This is a genomic window from Agrobacterium sp. B1(2019) (genome assembly GCF_008274755.1).
Lineage (GTDB): Bacteria > Pseudomonadota > Alphaproteobacteria > Rhizobiales > Rhizobiaceae > Agrobacterium > Agrobacterium salinitolerans.
The window spans coordinates 1,514,745-1,537,088 of the sequence record NZ_VTPB01000001.1 but is presented as its reverse complement, the minus strand read 5'-3'; the positions used below and the strand labels follow the sequence as shown (position 1 = coordinate 1,537,088).

General features: G+C 59.1%; 20 protein-coding genes and 1 tRNA gene. 15 read left to right on the top strand and 6 right to left on the bottom strand.

Annotated elements, in window-relative coordinates:
• The first annotated feature begins 107 nt into the window (after window positions 1-107).
• From AGR1_RS07645 to AGR1_RS07605, 9 genes are all read left to right on the top strand, one after another.
• Window positions 108-193 (top strand) — tRNA-Leu (locus AGR1_RS07645).
• 225 nt (window positions 194-418) lie between these two features.
• A complete protein-coding gene (locus tag AGR1_RS07640; RefSeq protein WP_187772075.1) occupies window positions 419-2,923 on the top strand; it encodes a heavy metal translocating P-type ATPase in 2,505 nt (834 codons plus the stop codon).
• A gap of 12 nt (window positions 2,924-2,935) precedes the next feature.
• Window positions 2,936-3,946, top strand: a complete 1,011-nt coding sequence (locus tag AGR1_RS07635; RefSeq protein ID WP_149146611.1) for a 2Fe-2S iron-sulfur cluster-binding protein — start codon at window positions 2,936-2,938, stop codon at window positions 3,944-3,946.
• Window positions 3,947-3,957: 11 nt separating this feature from the next.
• On the top strand, window positions 3,958-4,446 hold the full coding sequence (gene cueR / locus AGR1_RS07630; RefSeq protein ID WP_080790936.1) for a Cu(I)-responsive transcriptional regulator: 489 nt from the start codon (window positions 3,958-3,960) through the stop codon (window positions 4,444-4,446).
• Window positions 4,447-4,518: 72 nt separating this feature from the next.
• Window positions 4,519-5,463: an ABC transporter permease gene (locus AGR1_RS07625; protein ID WP_080790935.1), complete on the top strand. Its 945-nt coding sequence runs from the start codon at window positions 4,519-4,521 to the stop codon at window positions 5,461-5,463.
• The gene (locus AGR1_RS07620; protein ID WP_080790934.1) at window positions 5,453-6,358 is read left to right on the top strand and encodes an ABC transporter permease; all 906 of its coding nucleotides are present in this window, start codon (window positions 5,453-5,455) and stop codon (window positions 6,356-6,358) included. Before AGR1_RS07625 ends, AGR1_RS07620 begins: the two co-directional genes overlap by 11 nt.
• 139 nt (window positions 6,359-6,497) lie before the next feature.
• The gene (locus tag AGR1_RS07615) at window positions 6,498-7,565 is read left to right on the top strand and encodes an ABC transporter ATP-binding protein (RefSeq protein WP_080790933.1); all 1,068 of its coding nucleotides are present in this window, start codon (window positions 6,498-6,500) and stop codon (window positions 7,563-7,565) included.
• Window positions 7,566-7,577: 12 nt separating this feature from the next.
• On the top strand, window positions 7,578-8,588 hold the full coding sequence (locus tag AGR1_RS07610) for an ABC transporter ATP-binding protein (protein ID WP_149146610.1): 1,011 nt from the start codon (window positions 7,578-7,580) through the stop codon (window positions 8,586-8,588).
• Between the two features lie 230 nt (window positions 8,589-8,818).
• Entirely contained in the window at window positions 8,819-10,312 is a 1,494-nt protein-coding gene (locus AGR1_RS07605) for an ABC transporter substrate-binding protein (RefSeq protein WP_149146609.1), read from the top strand.
• 245 nt (window positions 10,313-10,557) lie between these two features.
• On the opposite strand, the gene AGR1_RS07600 is transcribed toward AGR1_RS07605, so the two are convergent.
• Window positions 10,558-10,812 carry a heavy-metal-associated domain-containing protein gene (locus AGR1_RS07600; protein WP_003521591.1) on the bottom strand — a complete coding sequence of 85 codons (255 nt, stop codon included), beginning with the start codon at window positions 10,810-10,812 and terminating at the stop codon, window positions 10,558-10,560.
• 106 nt (window positions 10,813-10,918) lie between these two features.
• Window positions 10,919-12,376, bottom strand: a complete 1,458-nt coding sequence (locus AGR1_RS07595) for a TrkH family potassium uptake protein (RefSeq protein ID WP_162927378.1) — start codon at window positions 12,374-12,376, stop codon at window positions 10,919-10,921.
• Window positions 12,377-12,456: 80 nt separating this feature from the next.
• Between AGR1_RS07595 and ilvA the strand changes: the two genes are divergently transcribed.
• The 3 genes from ilvA to AGR1_RS07580 all read left to right on the top strand — a co-directional run bounded on the left by ilvA (window position 12,457) and on the right by AGR1_RS07580 (window position 15,497).
• Window positions 12,457-13,731 (top strand): threonine ammonia-lyase, encoded by a 1,275-nt coding sequence (gene ilvA, locus AGR1_RS07590; RefSeq protein WP_149146608.1) that lies wholly within the window; start codon window positions 12,457-12,459, stop codon window positions 13,729-13,731.
• A gap of 71 nt (window positions 13,732-13,802) precedes the next feature.
• Window positions 13,803-14,114, top strand: a complete 312-nt coding sequence (locus AGR1_RS07585) for an HlyU family transcriptional regulator (RefSeq protein ID WP_149146607.1) — start codon at window positions 13,803-13,805, stop codon at window positions 14,112-14,114.
• Between the two features lie 117 nt (window positions 14,115-14,231).
• Window positions 14,232-15,497 carry a GGDEF domain-containing protein gene (locus AGR1_RS07580; RefSeq protein ID WP_149146606.1) on the top strand — a complete coding sequence of 422 codons (1,266 nt, stop codon included), beginning with the start codon at window positions 14,232-14,234 and terminating at the stop codon, window positions 15,495-15,497.
• 32 nt (window positions 15,498-15,529) lie between these two features.
• Here AGR1_RS07580 and AGR1_RS07575 read toward each other — a convergent pair whose 3' ends face one another.
• On the bottom strand, window positions 15,530-16,147 hold the full coding sequence (locus AGR1_RS07575; RefSeq protein WP_072494288.1) for an FMN-dependent NADH-azoreductase: 618 nt from the start codon (window positions 16,145-16,147) through the stop codon (window positions 15,530-15,532).
• Window positions 16,148-16,295: 148 nt separating this feature from the next.
• On the opposite strand from AGR1_RS07575, the gene AGR1_RS07570 reads away from it, so the two are divergent.
• Both AGR1_RS07570 and AGR1_RS07565 read left to right on the top strand, forming a co-directional pair.
• Window positions 16,296-17,264, top strand: coding sequence for a LysR family transcriptional regulator (locus AGR1_RS07570; protein WP_077982494.1), 969 nt, complete (start codon window positions 16,296-16,298; stop codon window positions 17,262-17,264).
• A gap of 289 nt (window positions 17,265-17,553) precedes the next feature.
• Window positions 17,554-18,096 (top strand): DUF2087 domain-containing protein, encoded by a 543-nt coding sequence (locus tag AGR1_RS07565; protein ID WP_080790928.1) that lies wholly within the window; start codon window positions 17,554-17,556, stop codon window positions 18,094-18,096.
• Between the two features lie 42 nt (window positions 18,097-18,138).
• On the opposite strand, the gene AGR1_RS07560 is transcribed toward AGR1_RS07565, so the two are convergent.
• The 3 genes from AGR1_RS07560 to AGR1_RS07550 all read right to left on the bottom strand — a co-directional run bounded on the left by AGR1_RS07560 (window position 18,139) and on the right by AGR1_RS07550 (window position 21,235).
• Window positions 18,139-20,127 carry a bifunctional 2',3'-cyclic-nucleotide 2'-phosphodiesterase/3'-nucleotidase gene (locus AGR1_RS07560; RefSeq protein ID WP_080790927.1) on the bottom strand — a complete coding sequence of 663 codons (1,989 nt, stop codon included), beginning with the start codon at window positions 20,125-20,127 and terminating at the stop codon, window positions 18,139-18,141.
• A 207-nt stretch (window positions 20,128-20,334) separates the two neighbouring features.
• Window positions 20,335-20,670 carry a PilZ domain-containing protein gene (locus AGR1_RS07555; protein WP_149146605.1) on the bottom strand — a complete coding sequence of 112 codons (336 nt, stop codon included), beginning with the start codon at window positions 20,668-20,670 and terminating at the stop codon, window positions 20,335-20,337.
• A 97-nt stretch (window positions 20,671-20,767) separates the two neighbouring features.
• The gene (locus tag AGR1_RS07550; protein WP_149146604.1) at window positions 20,768-21,235 is read right to left on the bottom strand and encodes a DUF1203 domain-containing protein; all 468 of its coding nucleotides are present in this window, start codon (window positions 21,233-21,235) and stop codon (window positions 20,768-20,770) included.
• Window positions 21,236-21,399: 164 nt separating this feature from the next.
• On the opposite strand from AGR1_RS07550, the gene AGR1_RS07545 reads away from it, so the two are divergent.
• Entirely contained in the window at window positions 21,400-22,281 is an 882-nt protein-coding gene (locus AGR1_RS07545) for a DUF4344 domain-containing metallopeptidase (RefSeq protein ID WP_149146603.1), read from the top strand.
• Window positions 22,282-22,344 lie beyond the last annotated feature (63 nt).

Genomic DNA, 22,344 nt, shown 5'->3' with positions numbered 1-22,344 from the left:
CGCGCAGCCTGTGTAGATGGGGCTCCGTCGCGTTCGGGATCGGCCATTTGACTAGGCGCCCTCGCGATGACGGCTTTTGCAATGCCTTGGTCGCAAGGCGCGGCAATGCGGACGTGGCGAAATCGGTAGACGCAGCAGACTTAAAATCTGCCGACCATTGGTCTTGCGGGTTCAAGTCCCGCCGTCCGCACCATATCCTTCTGACTAATTTTTTCGTTTTCCTGCGATTTCGGGGCATTTAAAGGAACTTCCCGGCTTTTTGGTGTAAATCGTGCGAATGCCCGCACGCACGCCTAAAAAATGAGCTTGATCACGCGGGCGGCATTTTTCCCCGAAAATCATCAAAAAGAACCTATTGACCTTGCCACGATGGGAAGCCCTATCTTTTTTTTAACACAAGAAAAGAGGGGTCATACGCATGTCACAAATGGAGATCCGGGCGAGTCATCAGATTGCGATCGATGGCATGACATGCGCCTCCTGCGTCGGCCGCGTGGAAAAGGCGATCGCCAAGGTGCCGGGCGTTTTGAAGGCCTCGGTCAATCTGGCAACGGAACGTGCCGACATTTCCTTTTCCGGGCCGCCGGATGTGCCGGCCGTTATCTCGGCGGTGCGGCAGGCCGGTTACAGCGTCGAAGAAAAAACCATCGAACTCGATATTGAGGGCATGACCTGCGCCTCCTGCGTCGGACGCGTTGAAAAGGCGCTGAAGGCTGTTTCCGGTGTTTCCGATGCGAGCGTCAATCTCGCGACCGAGCGCGCCACGATTCGTGTGGCGGGCAATGCCGCCTCTGCCGCCACCTTGGCGGAGGCGATCAAGCGGGCGGGTTATACGGCGAAGGAAATCATCGCCGATAAAGCCGGTGATGTGGAGGAGGATAGACGCGCCACGGAGTTGCGCGGCCTGAAAATCAGCCTTGCCGTCGCCGCTGCGCTGACGTTGCCGGTCTTCGTTTTGGAAATGGGTTCGCATCTGGTGCCCGCCATCCACGAGTTCGTGATGGAAACGGTTGGCATGCAGGAAAGCTGGTATCTGCAATTCGTGTTGACGACACTGGTTCTGTTCGGTCCCGGCCTGCGCTTCTTCAAAAAAGGCATCCCCGCGCTTCTGCGGTTTGCGCCGGACATGAATTCGCTCGTCGTACTTGGCACCGCCGCCGCCTGGGGATTTTCGGTCGTCGCAACCTTCATGCCCAAAATCCTGCCGAGCGGCACGGCCAATGTCTATTACGAAGCGGCGGCGGTCATCGTCACGCTCATCCTTCTCGGACGGTTCCTCGAAGCGCGCGCAAAAGGCCGCACCAGCGAGGCGATAAAGCGGCTCGTCGGCCTGCAGGCCAAGTCGGCCCGCGTGCTGCGCGATGGCGAAACCATCGATGTGCCGTTGCAGGATGTGCGAACGGGTGATGTGATCGTCGTTCGCCCCGGTGAGAAAGTGCCGGTCGATGGTCTGGTTCTGAGCGGCTCTTCTTATGTCGATGAATCGATGATCACGGGTGAGCCGGTCCCGGTTACCAAAACCGAGGGTTCCGAGGTGGTTGGCGGCACGGTGAACCGTAATGGCTCCTTCACCTTCCGCGCCACCAAGGTTGGCGCCGATACGCTGATCGCCCAGATCATCCGCATGGTGGAGGAGGCGCAGGCCGACAAGCTGCCCATTCAGGCGCTGGTGGACAAGGTGACCAACTGGTTCGTGCCGGCCGTCATGCTGGCCGCAGTTCTCACCTTCGCCGTCTGGTTCGTCTTTGGGCCTGATCCGGCCTTGACCTTCGCGCTGGTCAACGCGGTTGCGGTTCTCATCATCGCCTGCCCCTGCGCCATGGGCCTTGCCACGCCGACCTCGATCATGGTCGGCACCGGCCGCGCCGCCGAAATGGGCGTGCTGTTCCGCCGTGGCGATGCGCTTCAAACGCTGCGCGATGCCGACGTGATCGCCGTTGACAAGACAGGCACGCTGACGCTCGGCAAGCCGAAGCTGGTGCATTTTACCACGACAGAGGGCTTCGATGCGGATGAGGTGCTGCGCCTCGTCGCCTCGCTGGAGAACCATTCCGAACATCCGATTGCCGAAGCGATCGTCGAGGCTGCGAAACATGGCGGCCTGACGCTTGCCAATGCGGAAGGTTTCGAAGCGACCCCCGGTTTTGGTGTTGCAGCCATGGTTGGCGGCCGCAGGGTCGAAGCGGGCGCAGACCGGTTCATGACGAAGCTCGGTTATGACGTCGCGATGTTTGCCGATGAAGCCGAAAGGCTGGGCAGGGAAGGGCAGTCGCCGCTTTATGCCGCCGTCGATGGCAGGCTGGCCGCGATCATCGCCGTTGCCGATCCGATCAAGCAGACGACCCCGGAGGCGATTGCGGCGCTGCACGCGCTGGGCCTCAAGGTCACGATGATCACCGGTGACAATCGCCGCACAGCTGAAGCCATCGCCCGTCGGCTTGGCATTGACGAGGTGGTGGCGGAAGTGCTGCCCGACGGCAAGGTCGAGGCCGTCAAAAGGCTTGCCGCCGGTGGCCGACGTGTCGCTTTCGTCGGCGATGGCATCAACGATGCGCCGGCGCTGGCCGCCGCCGATGTCGGTCTTGCCATCGGCACGGGCACGGATGTCGCCATTGAAAGCGCCGACGTGGTGCTGATGTCGGGCGATCTTCGCGGCGTCGCCAACGCCATTGCGCTCTCCAAGGCGACCATCCGCAATATCGGCCAGAATCTGTTCTGGGCCTTCGCTTACAACGCTGCTCTCGTTCCCGTGGCGGCCGGAATATTGTATCCTGTCAACGGCGTTCTGCTGTCGCCTGTCCTTGCCGCCGGAGCCATGGCGCTTTCCAGCGTCTTCGTCTTGACGAACGCGCTGCGCCTGAAAAGCTTTCGCGCGCCGCTTGTGGACAGATCGTCCGGCATGCAGCTCGCAGCGGCCGAATAGGAGGCGGACATAATGACGCCCGGCAACACAATCTATCTGCCGCAGATCGGACGCAGCATCATGGCGGCGCAGGGTGAGACCGTACTTCAGGCCGCATTGGCCGCAGGTGTTACTTATCCGCATGGCTGTCGCATGGGCCGCTGCGGGGCCTGCAAATCGCATCTCATTTCCGGCGAGATCGATCTTCTCAAGCACACGCCCTTCTCCTTGACCGAAGAGGAAAAGGCCGATGGCCTGACACTTGCCTGCCGGGCCGTGCCGTTAAGCGACATGACGATCAGCTGGCTCGACGGGGCGGATGAGATCGCCGATATTCCGACCGGCCGCTTTGAGGGCGTGGTTGCGGAAGCGCTGGACGCCACGCACGATATCAAGCTCATCCGCATCCGGCTCGACGATCGCGAGCGGTTTACCTTCAAACCCGGACAATATGTGCGCCTGCTTTATCCTGATTGTTCGCCGCGCGATTATTCCATTGCCAGCAGGGTGGATGAGGAGCTTGTCGAATTCCACATCCGGCATGTTCCCGGCGGTCTTACCAGCAGCCATATCGTCACTCAGGCCAAAGCGGGCGACGCCGTCACCATTGTCGGGCCTTTCGGCTCTTCGTTCCTGCGGGAAAAACATTGCGGGCCGATCCTCGGCATTGCCGGCGGTTCGGGGCTTGCCCCGGTCAAGGCGGTTGTCGAGGCGGCGCTCGCAACAGGCCGCGAACGCCCGGTTCATGTCTATTTCGGCGCTCGCGCCGAGCGTGATCTCTATATGCTCGACCGCTTCGGAGATCTTGCCGCACGGCATGGCAATCTGAGCTTCGTGCTGGTTCTCTCGCATGAGGACCATGCCGATATCCGGTGCGGTTATGTCGGTGCGGCCGTGGCGGATGATTTCGACGATCTCGATGGCTGGAAAGCCTATATTGCAGGCCCCCCGGCCATGATCGAGGCGACTGTTCCGCAGCTTCTGGCGCGCGGCATGCGCACCGCCGACATTCATGCAGACGTGTTTTTCACCCCGGAAAGATAGGAGCAGGATCGATGAATATTGGCACAGCCGCCACCGCCTCCGGTGTTTCTGCGAAGATGATCAGGCATTACGAGACAATCGGTTTGATCAAATCGGCAAACCGCACGGAGTCGGGATACAGGGTCTATACGGCCAATGATCTGGAAACGCTGCGTTTCATCCGGCGCGGACGCGATCTCGGTTTTTCCATCGAAAAGATCAGGCAGCTCATGACGCTCTGGCGCGATCCGGGCGGCGCCTCCTGCGACGTCAAACGCATCGTCATGGAACATGTCGTCGATCTGGAAGCGAAGATGCATACGCTCCGCGAGATGGCCGATACGCTGCGAAACCTCGCAACCTATTGCCCTGACAACGGTGAGCCGGATTGCCCGATCATTCACGATCTGGCCCATGCCGAGGATATCGAGTTTACGACCGCGGCCATCGTTCCCAAGCGCACCGGAATGCTGAAGGGCACCTCAGGTCCAGTGATGGATCTACAGCGCCCGGTGAAATAAGCGGCTGTTTTCCTTTGGGAAACGGGCGTGGATTGCAGTGCAGACGCCAATTGTGGTGAAGGAGACCAAGTCATGTGGATACAGATAATACAGCGCTTCCTTATTCTGTGCCTGATGCTGGCGATCGTGTCCGTCATCGCGTTTCTTTTGCCCTATATGGCGGGCGGCGATCCGGCCCGCACCATTCTCATGTCGCGCATGCGCGATACGGCGCTCGATCCGCATGCGGTCGAGGCGCTCAGGGTCAGTCTCGGACTGGACCGCCCGCTCTATGTGCAATATTTCGCATGGTTGTCGGGCGCGCTGCGAGGCGATCTCGGATTTTCCTTCACCAGCAGCCAGCCGGTAGCCGCCGAGCTTTTGCGGTCGCTCTGGGTGTCGGTGACACTGGCGCTGACGGCGCTGGCGGTCGCGGTCGCCGTCGCCTTGCCGCTCGGCACCCTGGCGGCGATGCGTCCCGGCGGGCGGCTGGACAATTTCGCGACGCTGATGATCCAGAGCTTCGTTGCGACGCCCGAATATTGGTTTGCGCCCATGTCGGCGCTGGTATTCGCGCTCTATCTCGGCTGGTTGCCGTCAGCCGGATGGGATAGCTGGCGTTCGCTGGTGCTTCCCGCGCTGACCCTGACGCTACGACCGCTCGCCTATTTCACCCAGGTGACGCGCGCCGCAATGGCCGAGGTACTGCGCGCGCCCTATATCACGGCGGCCCGCAGCCGCGGTCTCGGCATGCACGGCACGGTCATGCGCCACGGCATCCGCAACGGCTCGCTGCCGGTTGTCACCTTCTTCGCCCTGTGGCTTGCCGGCCTGCTTGGCGGATCGGTGGTCGTGGAGGTGATCTTCGCCATTCCCGGCATGGGCCGGCTTCTCTACGACGCCGTGGTCAATCGCGATATCCCGATGCTGCAGGGCGGTTTCATCTGCATCGTAGCGCTCTCCATCCTGATCAATACCTTGGCCGACAGCTTTTATGTCCTGATCAATCCAGCAATGCGAGGTCACCATGACCATTAGTCACTTCCCGAGCGCGCCTGCCGCCGCCATGCCGATGACTGCGCCCAAGCGCCCCTCGAACCTCGCCCGGTTCACGGATTTCATTTGCTGCCGTCACTGGACCTTCTATGCGGGAGCAGCGATTTTTCTCGTCATCATCCTGCTGCTGGTCATCGCGCCGTGGATCTCACCCTATGATCCGGCAAAGCAGAACCTTCGCCTGCGGTTGAACGCGCCGAGCGCCCTCTACTGGCTGGGAACGGACCACCTGGGCCGCGATGTGCTCAGCCGGCTGCTGATCGGCGGCCGCTTCACGGTCACCATTGCCGCCATCACCGTCATTCTCTCTGTCGTGATCGGGACCTTCATCGGCATCATCAGCGGCCGCAGCCGCGGCATCCTCGACGAGGTGCTGATGCGCATCGTGGACCTGCTCATCGCCATACCTGATGTCGTGATTGCGATTTTTCTCGTCGCCATCTTCGGCCCGGGATATGGAACGCTGATCGCGTCGCTGACGATCGTCGGCTGGACACCTTTTGCGCGGCTGGCGCGGGGACTGACGCTCTCGATCAATTCGCGCGAATATATCCGCGCCGCCGAGGTGCTCGGCTGCACACGGCGCTTCATTATCTTCCGGCATATCATTCCCAACACGATCTGGCCCATTGCGGCAGTGGCGTTCCTGCGCTTCGGCCACAAGCTGATCACGGTTGGCGGGTTGTCGTTTCTGGGCCTTGGCGTACAGCCACCGGCCGCCGACTGGGCGCTGATGCTGGCCGATGCGCAGGCTTACGCGGAACGGATGCCCGTTCTCGTCATCGCACCGGGTCTGGCGATATTCCTGTCGGCGCTGAGCGTAACGTGGATCGGCCATGGCCTCAATCTGGAAACAAAGAAAACCAACGGTCATTGACGCCGGCAAACTGGCGACGACAGATTTGACGGTTGCCAAACATAGATGACGCGACGGAACCGGAAGGAGAGTAATATCGTCTGAAGCCGCATGAAGAATACGCAATGCCTCCGATTCAATAAAAATAAGGGGAACTCTTATGAATATCGAAGGACAAACGCTTGCCAATACGGCCATGTCTCCCGAATGCGCACCGCTTCTGGAGATCGAGGACCTGCACGTTTCTGTGCCGGCGCAAAACGGTCGCAAGTTTGTTATTTCGGGCCTGACGCTTTCCGTCAACGCCGGCGAAGTCGTCGCTCTCGTCGGCGAATCCGGGTCAGGCAAGAGCATGACGGCGCTGTCGCTGATGCGGCTTCTGCCGCAGGGTGCGGAAATCAATTCCGGCCGCATTTCCTTTGCCGGGCGCGACATTCTCGCTCTTTCATCTTCCGAACTCGATGCGCTGCGCGGCGCCGATATTAGCATGCTGTTCCAGCAGCCGCAGGCCATGCTCGACCCGACAAGCAGGGTGAGGACGCAGGTTGCCGAGCCGCTCTGGATCCATCGCAAGATGAGCCGGAATGCGGCGCTGAACCGGGTCGTCGGTCTCCTGTCCGATGTCGGCATTCCCGATCCCTCGGCGCGGGCACAATGTTTCGCGCACGAACTTTCCGGCGGTATGGCGCAACGTGTCATGATTGCTGCCGCACTATCAGGCAATCCGCAGCTTCTGATCGCCGACGAACCGACGACGGCGCTTGATGTCACCGTTCAGGCACAGATACTCCGCCTGCTCGATGACGAACGCCGCAAACGCCGGCTTGCCACGCTGCTGATCACCCATGATCTCTCGGTCGTTGCCGCCTTCGCAGACCGGATCGCAGTCATGTATGCCGGCCGTATCGTTGAGGAGGGGCCGACCCAGGCGATCCTCAAGGCGCCGCAGCACCCCTATACCAAGGCGCTCATCAGCTGTTCGCTTTTGACCACTGACAGCGAGGGGCAGTTGCTGACGATCCCCGGCTCCAGTGCGCAGGCCCATGACATGTCCTGCGGCTGCCGGTTTCATCCGCGCTGCGCGCTTGCAAATTCGGCAGGCATGAGCGGCCGCTGCATGGCCTCGGAGCCGGATCTGAATGCCTTGCCCGAAGGGCGCAAGGCGCGGTGCTGGGCTGTCGGTCACGATCATGCCGCTCATGACCATGCCGGCCACACAGTCTGCTGAGGGAGGGTGACAATGTTATCGACAGCGACGACACAGACCCCGCCATCGGCGGAAAACGGCAAGCGGCCCTTTGTGGTCGCGAAGAACCTCTGCAAATATTATCCCATATCGGGCTTCGGTCACCGTGTGGTGAAATCGGTCGATGATGTTTCCCTGACGATCGGCGAGGGGGAAGTGCTTGGCCTTGTTGGTGAATCCGGATGCGGCAAAAGCACGGTTGCCGGGCTGATCACGCGGCTGACCCACGCAACGAAAGGCGAGGTCAGCATCGGACAGAACGATATGCTGCACATGCAGGGCGAGGCGCTCCGGCGTATGCGCCGGGTCGTGCAGCTGGTGTTTCAGGACCCTTATTCCGCACTCGATCCGCGCATGCGCATTGGCCAGAGCATGGAAGCGCCGCTTGCCCAGCACGGCATCGGCACCCGCGAGGAACGTGCGTCGCGCGTTTTCCACATGCTGGAGGAGGTCGGTCTGGACGGTTCGTTTTATGACCGTTATCCGAGCCAATGTTCTGGCGGCCAGCTGCAGCGCGTCGTCATCGGCCGCGCGCTGCTTCTCAATCCGAGCTTCCTTGTCTGCGACGAGCCGACATCGGCGCTCGACGCCTCGATGCGGACGCAGATCCTGAACCTTCTGATGGACATGAAGCGCCGTCACGGCCTGACGGTTCTGATGATTTCTCATGACCTGCGTGTGGTGCGTTATCTCTGCGATCGCATCGCGGTGATGTATCTCGGACGCGTCGTTGAAATCGCTGACCGGGAGGAGCTTTTCCGGGCGCCGAAGCACCCCTATACCAAGGCTCTCATCGCATCGTCGATGCTGGACGAGACGGGGTTATATGCACCGGAAATGCTTCTGGACGGCGATCTGCCGAGCCCTCTCAATCCTCCGAACGGCTGCAAATTCCACACCCGCTGCAAATATGCGACCGAGATATGCGGCGAGGTGGAACCCGTTCTGGAAGGCGTTTCCGGCGAGCATTTCGCGCGCTGCCATCGCTGGCGGGAATGGGGCTGACGGACAGCGCAATTACAGTTTTCTGTTGCCGTAAAAACAGATGAATTGTGCGTTTGCGGATTAATATCGGAATAAAATTCCGAGTACAAAACGTAAAATATATAATATTCAAATGGATTATCGAGAGATATCCATATGGTATTCTTATTGATTTAGTAATGATCGAGTGAAGTTTCGTGAATATATACGAATTGTGAGCGTTGTAGTCAAAAATAAAAGGGGAATATTCTATGATGAAGCACGCACTTCTGGCGTCATGCGCCATTGTGGTTTCGTTTGGAGCGCCTGCGGCAGAGGTCGCCACGATTACCTATGACGATTATACCGGCGTCAAAACCGGCTGGCAGATGGCTTCCGACGATGCCTATCTGGGTTCGCGCGCCGGCTGTTTCGAAAGCCTGGTCCGCGTCGGTTATGACACGAAACTGGAGCCGGGGCTGGCTGAATCCTGGACGCAGACCTCACCGAAGGTTTGGGAATTCAAGCTGCGCAAGGGCGTGAAATTCCAGAACGGCGAGCCGCTTAATGCCGCTGCCGCAGTCAATGCACTCACCAATCTTCTGAAAGCGCCCGTTCCGGCCCGGGCCTTTTCACCGAAGCTGATCGCTGCCGTTGACGCAAGCGGCGACGATATCGTGAAGATCACCACCATCGAGCCATCGGTGCTGCTGCCTGCGCAAATGGGAAGCCCTGCGACTTCGATCCTCGCGCCGTCAGCCTATAAGGATGGCAAAGTCGATCCGATCGGAACCTGCACCGGACCCTTCAAGATCACCAAGGTCGATGCCAACCAGTATATGGAGCTGACCGCGAACCATGACTATTGGGCCGGTATGCCGAAGCTTTCGGGCGGCCGCGTGAACTTTATTCCGGATGCCGATACGCGCGCCACCCAGATAAGAAGCGGTGAAGTGCAGATTTCGCGCGTGATCCCACCCTGGACGGTAAAGACCGTTGAAGCGGCCAAGGGTGTCAAGGTTGCACCGATTACCGTGCCCCGGATTACCGAAATGCTGCTCAATAATTCAAAAGCGCCGTTCAAGGATATCAAAGTTCGGCAGGCGATCCGGGCCGCCATCGATACCGCCGGTATTGCCGACAGCATCTATGAAGGCGTGGTAAAACCCGCAACGATGCCCTTCGCGCCGGGCGAGCCATGGGCGCCTAAAGACGTCACACCCGCTTATGACGTGGAGAAGGCAAAGGCTCTACTGAAAGAGGCCGGAATTGCTCCCGGCAGCCTGAAGCTGACGCTTCTCGCCTACACGGAAAGAACCGAACTCAAGGATGTTGCCGCCGTTATCCAGGCCCAATTGCAGGAAATCGGTATCAAGGTCGATGTTCGCGTTGCCGATTACACCGCGATCGAGCCCGATCTTCTCTCCGGCAACTTCGACATGGTTCTCCTGTCACGCGGTTATGCCACCGACGTTGCAGAACCGATCGGCTTCCTCAATGCCGATTACACCTGCACAGGCGGTTACAACATCTCGCATTATTGCAGTGAGGAGACGGACAAGCTGATCAAATCGGCCTATGCGGTGGCCGAGCCTGCCAAGCGTTACGCCATCTACGCCGAAGCAGCAAAAAGGGTTTACGATGAGGCCGTCACCGTCTACCTCATCCATGAGACCGCCTTTGATGCCTATTCGGACAAGGTTGAGAACTTCAGGCCGCATCCGATCAATTACTTTATCATGACCAAAGATTTGGCCGTGAAATAAGCTGATCTAGATTGGCTCACAAGATAAGGCCCGGCTCGCAGGAGCCGGGCCTTAGTGCTGATAGGGTGCCGTCGTGCCTCGGTGTGAAGCTGTCGCTACATGCTTCTGCAGGAATATCTTTTAGGGAATATCTGAAAGGACGAAATTCGATGTCGTCCAAAGGGTGTCACGCGGGTTCAGCGCGAAACGGGTAGGCGGGCGATCCGGCGGCTGCAGGAATGGAGCGCCGCCGGCATCTGTTCGGATCAGGCGCGTGCTTCGGGCGTATAGCCTGCAGCGGTGATGATTTCGGCAATACGCGCCGCATCGGAGACGCCGCCAACCACGACCGTGCGGCTTGCCGGATCGGCATGCACGGCAGCGCCGGGAACGGTCTTTTCGATCGCGCCCTTGATCACTCCGGCGCAATGACCGCAGGTCATGTCCTCAACGTGAAAAGAAAGGTCTGCATCAACCGGCGCCGTCGTGGTTTCGGCATGATGCTGGTGAGCGGTGCACATAGGCGATTCTCCATGGTTTGGAATTCTAACGGGAGGAGCCTGGACTATTCCAACGTGGGAAGGTCAAGCGCTTTATTCGCCGGCGCTCAACAAGTGTTCCATGACATCAGCTGCGCCAGAAAATCGGCATCAGCAGCACCAGGACCGTCAGTATTTCCAGACGCCCTAGCAGCATCATCATCGACAGGACGTAAAGCGCCGGATCACTGATGGTGGCGAAGTTGCCCGAGGGGCCGATGACGGGGCCGATACCCGGTCCGACATTGCCGAGCGCCGTTGCCACCGAAGATATGGAAGTGAGAAAATCATAACCCATCAGACTCATGGCGAGGCTGCCGGCGATCCAAAGCGCGACGTAACAGCTGACGAACAGGAAAATCGTCCGGATCGTATCGGGATCGACCACCTGCTGCCCATAACGAACCGAATAAACGGCGTTCGGATAGATCAGCTTCTTCAGGCCCGCCCGCGCCACGTTGAACATGATGAGAAAACGATAGGCCTTGATGCCGCCCGCCGTGGACCCGGAGCAACCACCCATGAAGGTGGCAAAAAAGGCGACAACGACGACGAAAGGCCCCCAGAGCGTGTAGTCGTCGCTGGCAAAGCCGCCGGTGGAAAGGATCGAGGTCATGTTGAAGAAGGAATGGCTGAGCGCGTCGTTCAGCGGCACGCCGTTCCTGAGATGATGATAAACGCCGACGGCGATGGAAATCGCGCAGAGATATCCCAGGAAGACGACGATCTGGGGGTCGCGCAGCGTTTCCAGCCGGCGGCGCACGGCCAGCAGGATCATCACCGAGAAGGGCAGACTGCCGAAGATCAGGAAGATGGTGGCGATCCACAGCAGCGCCGTATTGTTGAAATAGGCGAAAGAGGCGTCATGGGTGGAGAAACCACCGGTCGCGACCGTCGACATGGCATGGTTCAGCGCATCGAAGTGCGACATGCCGGCAAAATCGTAAGCGATCGTACAGGCAAGCGTCATGATGATGTAAATGGCCACGAAAGCCCGGGTGAAGCTTGCGAGCCGCGCGAAAGGCCGGTCATTGCCGGTATCGGAGGATTCCATGCGAAAGAAGGTCATGCCGCCGACGCGCAGCAGCGGCAGGATGAAGAGGCCGAGCGCCACGATACCGATACCGCCAAGCCAGCACAGCAGCGAGCGCCAGAGAAGGATGCCCTGCGGGGCGTGGTCAAGCCCGGAAACAACGGTGGATCCCGTTGTCGTAATGGCGGAAACGGATTCGAAAAACGCCTGGCCGAGCGTCAGGCCGAGTTCGGACAGGTAAAGCGGAACCGCGCCGACAACTGAAAAGACCAGCCAGAGCAGGTTGACGAGCAGAAAGCCGAAACGTTTGTTGAAGGCGGCAATCGGCCCGCGCGTCGCCAGCGCGCAGGCAAGCGCAAAGCCCCCGCACATGAAACCCGACAGCGCAAACACCATCCAGTCGTCATTGCCGTAATAGAGATCGGTGAGTGCCGGCAGAAACATGGCTGTCGCCATGTAAAGCCCGAAAATGGAAGCCACATATATGACCGAGCGCAGAAGGTTGCTGTTCAAGAAATGAAACCCGGAGTTTGTTGCCGCGCTGAAATGAGTCTTTGTCTCGGACGCCTTCCTATGGCATAGCGGGTACCATTATGAATTTCAATGGATTGACTATCGTGGACAAGCAGCTTGTGGAAGCAGCACGGCGGGAAGTGCGGGAAATATTCCCCGAAACACCGCTGCAGTTGAATGAACATCTCAGCCGTCGGTATGGCGCGTCGATTTGGCTGAAGCGTGAGGATCTGTCCCCGGTTCGTTCCTACAAGATTAGAGGCGCATTCAACTTTCTGCGCAAGGCGGTGGCCAAGGCCGGCAAGGGCAAGGTCTTCGTTTGCGCTTCGGCAGGCAACCATGCGCAGGGCTTCGCCTTCGCCTGCCGCCATTTCGGTGTTCACGGCGTCGTTTTCATGCCGGTGACCACACCGCAGCAGAAGATCGAAAAAACCCGCATCTTCGGCGGCGAATTTATCTCGATCCGTCTGGTGGGCGATATATTTGACCAGTGTTATGCCGCCGCACGCCAGCACGTGCAGGATAATGACGGCTACATGGTGCCGCCCTTCGACCATGAGGATATCATCGAGGGACAGGCAACGGTGGCCGCCGAGATCATGGATCAGCTTCCGGAAGGCACGAAACCTGACATCGTCGTCATGCCCGTTGGCGGCGGTGGGCTTTCGGCTGGCCTCACCGGTTTTCTGGCCGGCACCGTCGCGAAGGAGAACTTCGTGTTCTGCGAGCCCGAGGGCGCGCCGAGCCTGAAGAAGAGCCTGGAGCGCGGCGAGCCTGTGACGCTGAACAAGATCGACAATTTCGTCGACGGCGCCGCCGTCGCCCGCATTGGCGACCTGAATTTCAAGGCGCTGAAGGATTTTCCGGCCGATCAGGTCCAGCTCATCCCCGAAAACGCCATCTGCGTGACAATCATCGAGATGTTGAACCTCGAAGGCGTGGTGCTGGAGCCCGCTGGTGCCCTTTCGATTGCCGCGCTGGAAAAGCTTGGCCGCGAAAGGCTGGAAGGCAAGACGGTGATTGCCGTGGTTTCCGGGGGCAATTTCGATTTCGAGCGCCTTCCGGACGTGAAGGAACGCGCCATGCGTTACACCGGCGTGAAAAAGTATTTCATCCTGCGCCTGCCGCAGCGCCCCGGTGCGCTGCGCGATTTCCTCAACCTGCTCGGCCCGGACGATGATATCGCCCGTTTCGAATATCTGAAGAAATCGGCCCGCAATTTCGGCTCGATCCTGATCGGCATCGAAACCAATGCGCAGGAAAACTTTGCCGGCTTGCTGGAGCGCTTCGAGGCCGCCGGTCTCGGTTATGAAGACATCACCGAAAACGACATCCTGTCGAACCTGATCATCTGATCCGGGCAAGGCACAGGGAAGGGCGGTTACCGCCGCCTTTCCACGCATGATTGATTGAGGGAGTGAAAGCCATGGCATCGTTTTTTTCCAAAATCCTCTCGGCCTTCGGCTCCGGCCAGCCGTCCACCGATGCGCCGCAGAAGGTGGCGCAGGCCGAGCCGCATGCGCATGGCGACTATCTGATCTATGCAACGCCAATCAAGGAAGGCGGCCAGTTCCGCCTGGCGGGCCGTATCGAGAAAAAGGCCGGCGACGAAGTGCTGGTGCATGAATTTGTGCGCGCCGACGTCTTCACGAGCATGGACGATGCCGTGGAGTTCACGATCCGCAAGGCGAAGCTCATCATTGAGCAGAACGGCGCGTCGCTTTTTCCAGGAAAATGATGACGTTTTCTTATTCTCTAAATTAAGATTCCGTTGGTTGCTTGGGCCTATCGTCTGTGAAGGGCATGGAGTCGCGCCGATAGACCGGCGTGATGTGGATCGATAGGGCGTGTGCCGATGCAATGGGCAAATCTGGCCCTCTTCCTGATGGAGGCCATCGTCTATTTTTCGGTAATGACGGCATTCCTTCATTACCGGCATATTCTCGGCATCGGTGTTTTTCTCACCGCGCTGGGCGTCATGCACTTCCTGGAAACCTATCTGGCCGCCGTTTTTTATGTGCAGCTGCCCTTTGGCGTGGCGTCGCCCGGCTCCTCGATCCTTTTCGCCGGCAAGCTGATGATGATCCTCATGCTCTATATGCGCGAGGACGCGGCGGTTGTTCGGCAACCGATCTACGGCCTGTTTCTCGGCAATATATTGACCGTCATCATAGCGCAGATCATCCGTTTTCATCTAACGGTGGCGATTGTTCCCGGGCAGTCGGTCAGCGCTGCATTTCTGGATGAGATGGGCGTGCTGATGGTTTGGGGAACCAGCCTGCTTTATATCGACGCCATCGCCATCATCCTGTTTTACGAAAAGCTGGGTCGTTACCTGCAACGCCATATCGTGCTGCGCTTCGCGATTTGCGGCGTCGTTATCCTGAGCCTCGATCAGGCAGGTTTTTATGGAGCGCTGCGATTATTGTTCAACGCACCTCTCGATGTCTTTTACGATGGCTGGAAAGCGAAGATGTCGGCCGTTGCCGTTTATTCGTTGCTCTTCGCGATCTATCTTTGGCTGACATCCGCCAAGGGCCGTTTCCTCACACGCCGCAACATAGCGGATGTCTTCAACGATCTGACTTTCCGCGAACGTTACGAAGAACTGCTGTCGCGCTCCGGGCGCGACATGCTGACGGGTGTTTCGGACCGTGCCCGCATGGAACTCGACGCGCCTTCCATCGTGCTTGACTGCGCCGAGAAGAGGCGGGCGATCAGTGTGCTTATCGTCGATATCGATCATTTCAAGACCGTCAACGACACCTTCGGCCATCTACAGGGCGATGAAATTCTGCGCGAATTCGCAGCCGTGCTGAAGCGGTCGGTCCAGCCACATGGTCATCTCTACCGTTTCGGCGGCGAGGAATTTGTGGCCCTGCTTCCGGCGATGTCGCATGAGGCCGCGCTCGCTTTCTCCGAAAGTCTGCGCGCCGCCGTGCTGGCGGGTCTGCGCCGGCCCGATGGAACGCCGTTGACCGTCAGTATCGGTGTTGCAACTGGTCTCGAGGACGGGCGGGTATTTCTGGAACTTCTTTCGGAAGCCGACTCGCGGCTCTATGCGGCAAAAAATAACGGCCGTGATCAGGTCCACGGCCGTTACGGAATGTGGGTCGGCTGATACATTGCCGCATCAGCCTCCATTAAATTGTCTCAGGCGGCCTGCGCCAGCTCTTCAACCTTGGCTTCAGCGGCGGCCACAGCCTTTTCTACGGCTTCCGGACCGAATGCCAGGCCTTCGACATAGATGACTTCCACATCCGTCATGCCCATGAAGCCGAGAACGGTCTTCAGGTAAGGAACAGCATGGTTCATCGATACGGCCGGGCCTTCGGAGTAAACGCCGGCAGCGGCCAGCACGATGTAAACCTTTTTGCCGGTGGCAAGGCCAACCGGGCCGGTTTCGGTGTACTTGAAGGTCTGGCCGGCGCGCGCGACATTGTCGATCCACGACTTCAGGCCGGAATAAATGTTGAAGTTGATGAGGCCGGTGCCGATGACGACGGTATCGGCGGCCAGAAGCTCGGTTACCAGCTTGTCGGAATAATCGGCGGCAACCGCTTCTTCAGCCGTGCGTTGGTCGGGCGCCTTGCGGATGGCGGCGGTCTTGACGGTGTCGAGATGCGGGATCGGGTCAGCAGCGAGATCGCGGTGGACAAGGGTGTTGGAAGCCGACTTTGCCTTCAGCTTGCTGGCGAGTTCACCGGCGAACTTGTTGGAAACCGATTCGTCGCCACGCGGGCTGGAGGTGATGAGAAGAATGTTGGACATGGTCTTTCCTTGCATAAGCGATGAATTGACAGGCGCCTTGGGAGGGCGGGAGAGCACGATGCCCTTCCTTTGCCCCTATATGGAAAATTGTTGCCATCAAGAAAACTGTGATAATGTGGAAGCAATCTATCGATGAAATGGATGGTACATGGACGCGAACCCGACACTCGATCAATTGCAGGTGTTTTTGACGGTGGCCGAGACCGGCAGTTTTTCCGCCGCGTCACGGGCGCTCAACCGAGCGCAGTCGGTGATCAGCTACACCATCGCCAATCTCGAGGCGCAGCTTGAAGTGACGCTGTTCGAGCGTAGCGGCGTGCGCCAGCCGAAGCTGACGGATGAAGGTCGCGCCATGCTGGAGGATGCAAGGCGCATCGTCGCCGGCCTGCAGGAGATGCGCGCCCGCGCCAAGGGGCTGAAGCAGGGGCTTGAGGCGGAGCTCTCGGTCGCCATCAGCACCATGGTGCCGGCCGAGGCTGTCGTGGCCGTGCTGCGGGATTTTCGCCAGCAGTTCCCCACCGTCACGCTCAGCCTCAATGTCGGCGAGCTGGGCATGGTCATGGAGATGGTGCTTTCCCGCAAGGCCGGCATCGGCATCGGCGGGGCGGTATTGCGCCAGGATGATGAACTCGTGATGGAAAAAGTCGGCCATTCCTTCATGTTGCCGGTGGTTGCGTCGGACCACCCGCTGGCGCAGATCGAGCGGCCTCTGGTTCTCGCTGACGTGCGCGAGGAAGTTCAGCTTGTCGTCACCGATGCATCGGGCCTCACCAAGGGGCGGGATTTCAACGTGCTGTCCTACAAGACATGGCGGGTCAGCGACATCGCCACGAAATACCAGCTCATTAAGGGCGGTCTGGGCTGGGGCGGCTTGCCCGCATCGATCGTGCGGAACGACCTGGCCAATGGCGGCCTCAAAGCGCTTGAGCTCGAGGCCTATGAGCAGGGCGAATATCCGCTCTTTGCGCTGCGGCGTGTCGATTCACCCGCCGGCCCCGCCGGCCAATGGCTCACCGAAGCATTTCAGCAGCGCCTGTCGGCCTGTCCGAAGCATAAGGATTTCAACGGGATGCTTGCTGCCCAAAAGCAGAGGACAATTGCTGTCGCCGCTGAGTGACATCGGTCGAAGCCGCGACAATTACTTTTAGACTGAGAAGGTGCCGCGTGTTTCTTCTCCCCGGCAGGAAGAAGAAACAAGCGGCAACCTCGGCGCTATGCCAGCAAGGCCAATTGACGTGGGCGGGTCACCTGCCTATACCTAAACACGGTCAGCAGTTCACCGAGGCATCGCCGTCCCGCAAGGGAAGCTAAACCTGCATTCTTAAAGTTTGACAGCACTTATCCCGTGCCATGTCGGAAGTCGGCGATCAGCGACACCTCTTCGGAATGGCACGTGAGGGTAAGTCATGCCACGTTCGATCCTTTCCATTGATATCGCTGACCTGTCGACTTTCGCCAAATCCGTCCGTGAACAGATCGGCAGGCTGGACCGAAAGCCAAGCCATGTGGAGATGCTCAATCTGCTGAGCCGCGCTGCCGGGTTCCGAAATTTCCAGCATCTGCGCGCGTCAAGAAACCCATCCGCTGAAAGCGGGCCATCCCGGCCTGAGATGCTTTCGGCCGCCAATGAGGGAAGGGTGCTGAGGACCGTCCGTGTCTTCGACGCCGCCGGCCGGATGATGCAATGGCCGGCCCGCCGCTCGCATCAGGAACTGTGCCTCTGGTATCTGTGGGCGAAAATTCCCGCCGGGCGGAGCTTTTCAGAGCGCGAATTCAGCAGCTTTCTGAATAACCTGCACCTGTTCGGGGATGCAGCCATGCTAAGGCGCGACATGGTCGGCCTGAGGCTCATCCGCCGCAACCGCGATGGTAGCGATTATCGGCGTGTAGAGCAGAAGCCGCCATTGGAACTGCCGCTTCTGCTGCGAACGCTCGGTGGGCGCGAATAAGAAATACCCTCCCGACGATAAGCCGCCGGGAGGGTACAGTCGTTAAAGAACCAGACGGAACTTCGCGAAACCTTCTGCGCCGTCGCCGGCATCCTCGATTTTTGCGCCCTTTATCTCAGCCGCATAGTGGCGACCCTTCGGGCCGGTCTCGAAGATCGCCGTGGTATTGGCGACAGGGGCGAAAGACCAGTTGGCGTCCGCGGACGGATTGATGGTGCCTTGATCGATGATATAGCGCACGATCACGTCGCGGTTGGTGTCGGGTGCCACGAAGATCACCTTGTCACCGGCGATATCTGGGAATTTGCCGCCGCCGCTCGCGCGGTAATTATTGGTAGCCACTACGAATTTCTGCTCGGGATCGATGGGCTTGCCTTCAAATTGCAGGTTGACGATGCGGTTGCTGTCCGGGTTGACCGCCTTGCCGTCCTTGTCGAATTTCGCCGGTTTGGAAATGTCGATCTGATAGGTGACACCATCGATGACATCGAAATTATAGGACGGGAAGTCGGCGTTCAGCAGCGGTGCATCCTTTGCGCCGGCCTCGACCGTCTTGAACATGCCGGCCGACATTTCCAGCCAGTTCTTCACCTGCGCGCCGTTGATCAGCACCGCCTGCACCGTGTTGGGGTAGAGGTATAGGTCGGCGACGTTCTTGATGGCGATGTCACCGGCGGGGACATCGGTATAATAATCCGCGCCGCCGCGACCGCCGGACTTGAAGGGGGCTGCTGCCGAAAGCACGGGCAGATCCTTGTATTGCCCTTCCTTCAGCATGTCCTTGATGTACCAGGTCTGGGCGTTGGAGACGATCTGCACGGAGGGGTCATCGGCCACCAGCGCGAAATAGGAATAGAGCGGTGCGGATGTCTTGCCCACGGGACGGCGCACATAGGCAAGCGCTGCTTCATGATCGGCCTTGGCGGCGGCTAGAACCTCCGGCTTGTCGGTGTAGTCGGCAACGACCTTGCGGCTGTCGTCACGATGATAGATCGGCCGTGCTTCGGAGGTGAAGTCGACGATCTTCCAGCTCTTGCCGTCCTTTTCGAGCAGCAGGTCGATGAGACCCATATGCGAACCCCAGAAACCAGCCATCACGGCCGGTTTGCCCATCAGCGTGCCCTTCACCGCATCCGCACCCTCGATGCCGTCCCAGGTCTTCGGACCGGGGAAGACGAGATGCTGGTGGCCGGTGAAGATGGCGTCGATGCCTTCGACGCCCGCCAGATAAAGCGAGGCGTTTTCCATGCGCTCGGTCTGGCCCTTGCCGTCGATACCGGAATGGGAAAGGGCGATGACGATATCCGCACCTTCCTCCTTCATCACTGGAACCCAGGCTTTTGCCGCCTCGACGATATCGCGCGTCTGCGCTTTGCCCTCGAGGTTCTTGGAATCCCACATCATGATCTGCGGCGGCACAAAGCCGATGATGCCGACCTTGACCGGGCTCGTCACGCCGCCGCCGTCGCGTATCTGCTTTTCCACAATGACATAGGGCTTGAAGAACAGCTCGTCGTTCTTCGGATCGGAAGCAAGCTGGCCCTTGGTGAGATTGGCGCAGACATAAGGGAAACCGGCGCCCGCCAGCGTGTTCGACATATAGTCGAGACCGTAATTGAATTCGTGGTTGCCGAGCGTGCCGCAATCATACCCCAGCACGTTCATGGCGTTGATCACGGGGTGCTTGTCGCCGGCCTTCATGCCGCGCTCATAGGCGATATAGTCGCCGAGCGGGTTGCCCTGCAGGAAATCGCCATTGTCCACCAGCATCGAATTTCCGGCTTCGGCGCGGATCTTGTCGATGATCGATGCGGTGCGCGCCAGTCCCATCGTGTCGTTCGGTTTGTCAGCGTAATAGTCATAGGGAAAGACGTGAACATGGATATCGGTGGTTTCCATGATGCGCAGATGCGCCTGGTTGGTCGCCGCACGCGCAGCAAAGGGATGCAGCATCACCAGCGCCGAGGAGGCTGCGATGCCGCCGAGAAGCGAACGCCGGGTAATGGGGTGGAGAGCGAGAAGCGACGACATGGGAACTCCTTCGGATGAAGCTTGCTCTGTCTTGAAAAATGACAGGGTAGAAGCAATCGCAGAGGAGTCCATCACCAAAATGACAGGGCCGTGACAGATGGGCCGGTTTTCAACCGTTTGATAAATTTTTTATCATGGCAGTGCGGCGCAGGTGTCACCGCACTGGAGAATGCGCATCCTTTGCTCTGCGCATTACCGTGCTCTGGATCAGCGGGCGAGGGTTGGTCTCACTTCTTCGTGGAAGAAGCGAAAATAGGAGGATAGCTGCGCCAGCGTATTGGTGGAAAGCTTGAGCTGCAGGCCGAGGCGGTTCATGTGCTGCCACTGCACGACGCCCTCGATGAAGCCCAGATCTTCACTCTGCACCTTGACCCGGCTGCCCTTGGCGGCCGCGAAAGACCCATCCAGTTCGAGTGCCATTCCGGTGGCGGAAAGATCGACAACACGCCCTCTGGTCGACTGGCTGAAATAATGCACGGTCGCAAAAATCCTGGTTTTGCTGCGGGGCGCGGTCCGGGTCGCCATATTGAGGTTGTTTGTCATTTTGCTGCTCAAATCAATTGTTTCCGATATCTGCATCATGGCGCGGAAAACTTGAGAGCCGTTTAGTTCTTCTCTTAAAATTGCATGTAATTACCGATTATGCTGTGTCGATACGGCACTGATAGCAATTGTTGCGGGCGGAGCGCACGTGGACATAAGCGACATCCGCACGATCCAGAAGTTGCTGCGCGCGTGACACGATTTCGTCTGTCGCCGTCACTGCGCCCGTGCCGTAGACGATGCGGTCATCGGCCCCATAACCGCGCACGATGTAATCCGGACTGTCCAGCATCGGCGGAATGGTCTGCGTCTGCGGGTAGCGCTCACAGGCGTCGGCATGCAGAAACACCGGGCCTGTTTCCGCATAGGGCTGCAGCGAGGGAAAGGGCCGGTAGGCGAGGATCAGCATCGCGTCGCCTTCACCGATCTGGCGAAGGCAGTGGCGGCATGGCATACCTCCAGGAGAAACGGCGTTCTCCGGTGGATTGCCATAGGCGTCGGGGGCTCCTGCCCGGTAAGCTTCGGCTTCCTTAGCCGGCATTGCGGTGAAAACGAGATCGGTCATGTCGGGAACCTCCTGTGTTGGGATCGGCGTTGCTTCTTTGCAGCTATGGTCCCGAAACGGATCGCTATCCACCCGATTCTTGACGGGCGATGCAACCGGCCCATTGCGTGACTCGTTAGCTTCGGGAATCAGTGACGCTCCTCGTTCCCGGAAGGTCTGATTTTATGTTCCGTCGTTTTCTGGCCGTCGTTCCACTGGCTTTCGTTTCGTTGACGGTTCCCGCTCAGGCCCAGATGGCATCTGGCCTCGATGGCCTGTCCGACGAACAGCTTCAGCAGGCGGTCAATTTCGTCATCGGCAATGCGATCTTCTCGCTTTATCACGAGGGCGCGCGCATGCTGATCTCGGATTTCGGAACGGCGCAGACGGCAAGTTCCCAGGCCCCGGCGGATCAACTCGCAGGAACGCTTATCCTCCAGGCCAACGAGGAGTGGCTCGACACCGCGCTCGTCAATGCCACGGACAGCTGGTATCTGGCGCGTGAGGCGCACACCCTGCCAGAGCACGAAGCCCCGGTCTTCTCTGTGCTGGTGCCTGACAGGATCCGCGATCGCAACATGGCCTGCCTGATGGTCGGCCGCGACAAGGACGGTTATGGCGATCTGGCCGCCATGATGGGGCTCAACAATGCCGAATTCGACAAATGCGCCGCCGCCTATCCGGGCGTTGCGTCGGCTTGGGAGAATTTTCTCGCGCCCCACCGCAGCCAGGCGCCTTCCAGATTCTCTGTCAGCTACGTGCCGCCGCGCGACCCGGAACTCGAACCCTACGCCATCATGATCAAGGAATCCAAAGTTCTCGATCTCATCAGCCGCAGTTTTAGCGGCTATGGCTTAAAAGGGGACGTCAAGCTGACGGCCAAATCCTGCGGCCGTCCCGACGTCTTTTGGTCGGCGGAAAAGCGCGAGATTACCTATTGTTATGAACTCGGCAAGTTCCAGGCGGAACTGATTGCCGATCATCTGCAGAACACCGTCACGGAAGACAAAGGTGCTGTAGGCGGGAAAATCCCGACGGCAGCCGTTAATCTGGAACGGGAAATCTGAGGGCAGATTGCCGGCCGCTGGCGATCTGGCTTCCTGATGTGGGGGGAAAGTGCCGTGCTGCTG